At 62.7% G+C, this 1,379-nt stretch carries 2 protein-coding genes and 1 pseudogene; all 3 read right to left on the bottom strand.

Annotated features, from left to right (window positions below; all coding sequences use genetic code 11):
• Window positions 1–29 precede the first annotated feature (29 nt).
• The gene (gene arsH / locus EN964_RS34680; protein WP_256754955.1) at window positions 30–764 is read right to left on the bottom strand and encodes an arsenical resistance protein ArsH; all 735 of its coding nucleotides are present in this window, start codon (window positions 762–764) and stop codon (window positions 30–32) included.
• Window positions 757–1,179, bottom strand: a complete 423-nt coding sequence (arsC, locus tag EN964_RS34675) for an arsenate reductase (glutaredoxin) (RefSeq protein WP_127270859.1) — start codon at window positions 1,177–1,179, stop codon at window positions 757–759. The genes arsH and arsC overlap by 8 nt, the downstream gene beginning before the upstream one ends.
• A pseudogene (locus EN964_RS34670) lies at window positions 1,176–1,379 on the bottom strand (aquaporin family protein); the annotation flags it as partial. The pseudogene EN964_RS34670 and the gene arsC, both read right to left, overlap by 4 nt.

The following is a 1,379-nucleotide window of genomic DNA, read 5'->3' as shown; positions in this document are numbered from 1 at the left end:
TACGAAACCCAGGCACCGTCAAAGGTGCCTCAGATCGACCGCTGGTTGACCCGCTTGGCGACCTCTTCCGCACTCTCGACCCGCTCGGAATAGCGGTCCGTCAGGTAGTTGGAGCGGTCGCGCAGGAGCAGGGTGAACTTCATCAGCTCCTCCATCACGTCGACGATCCGGTTGTAATACGATGACGGCTTCATGCGGCCGGCTTCGTCGAACTCGGCGAAAGCCTTGGCGACCGACGATTGGTTGGGGATGGTGACCATTCGCATCCAGCGGCCAAGGATGCGGAGCTGGTTGACGGCGTTGAAACTCTGGGAGCCGCCGGAGACCTGCATGACGGCGAGCGTCCTGCCCTGCGTCGGACGTACTCCGCCCATCGACAGCGGCAGCCAGTCAATCTGCGCCTTCATCACCCCCGTCATGGAACCGTGCCGTTCCGGAGAGCACCAGACCTGGGCCTCCGACCAGATGGACAGGTCGCGCAATTCCCTGACCTTGGGATGGTCGGCGGACGTCGAATCCGGCAGCGGCAGGCCCGAAGGATTGAAGATGCGAACCTCGGCGCCGAGGCGGCGAAGGATTCGCGCGGCCTCCTCGGTGACGAGGCGGGAATAGGACCGCTCCCGCAGCGATCCGTAGAGCATCAGCACGCGGGGCTTGTGAATGGACCTGGGCGCGTCCAGCAGAACCTGCATATCGATCGGCCGAAACTGCTCTTCGTCGACGTTCGGCAGCGCGTCATCGGCGACGTGGTTCTGCTCAGCCAATGCGCTTGCCCTTGATGTCGACGACGACTTCGCCGTCCTCTTTAACGAACGGCCCGATATTGGGGTTGGGCAGGATGTCGAGAACCGCTTCCGAAGGTCGCGCGAGAACGACGCCGAGACGCGTGACCACGATCGGCCGATTGATCAGGATCGGATGCGCCATCATGAAGTCCAGAATTTCATCGTCGGTCCACTTGGGATTGCCGAGATCGAGTTCCGCGTAAGGCGTGCCCTTCTCGCGCAGCAATTGGCGCGGCATCATGCCCATCGCGGCAATCAACTCGACCAGCCTTTCGCGCGACGGTGGCGTCTTCAGATATTCGATCACCTCCGGCTCTTCGCCGGACTGGCGGATCATGGCCAGCGTATTGCGCGAGGTGCCGCAATCGGGGTTGTGGTAGATGGTGACGGTCATTCGGCAGCCTTCATCTGTCTTGTTGATTTCGCTTCGGCGAGCAGCCAGCCCGCCAGGGCCATGGCCAGCAGCGCCCCCAGCAATTCGGCGGCTATGAAGCCCGGCAGGTCGACCGGACGGATGCCAGAAAACGTGTCGGAAAAGGCGCGGGCGATCGCGACAGCCGGGTTGGCGAAGGAGGTCGAGGCCGTGAACCAGTA

The organism is Mesorhizobium sp. M7A.F.Ca.CA.001.10.2.1 (genome assembly GCF_003998575.1).
In the GTDB taxonomy this organism is placed as follows: Bacteria; Pseudomonadota; Alphaproteobacteria; order Rhizobiales; family Rhizobiaceae; genus Mesorhizobium.
The sequence above is the reverse complement of the archived record's forward strand: the minus strand, read 5'-3'. Positions and strand labels throughout refer to the sequence as shown.

Excerpts from the sequence above, each read along its gene's own strand:
- arsC (WP_127270859.1), bottom strand. The coding sequence starts at position 1,179 with ATGACCGTCACCATCTACCACAACCCCGATTGCGGCACCTCGCGCAAT.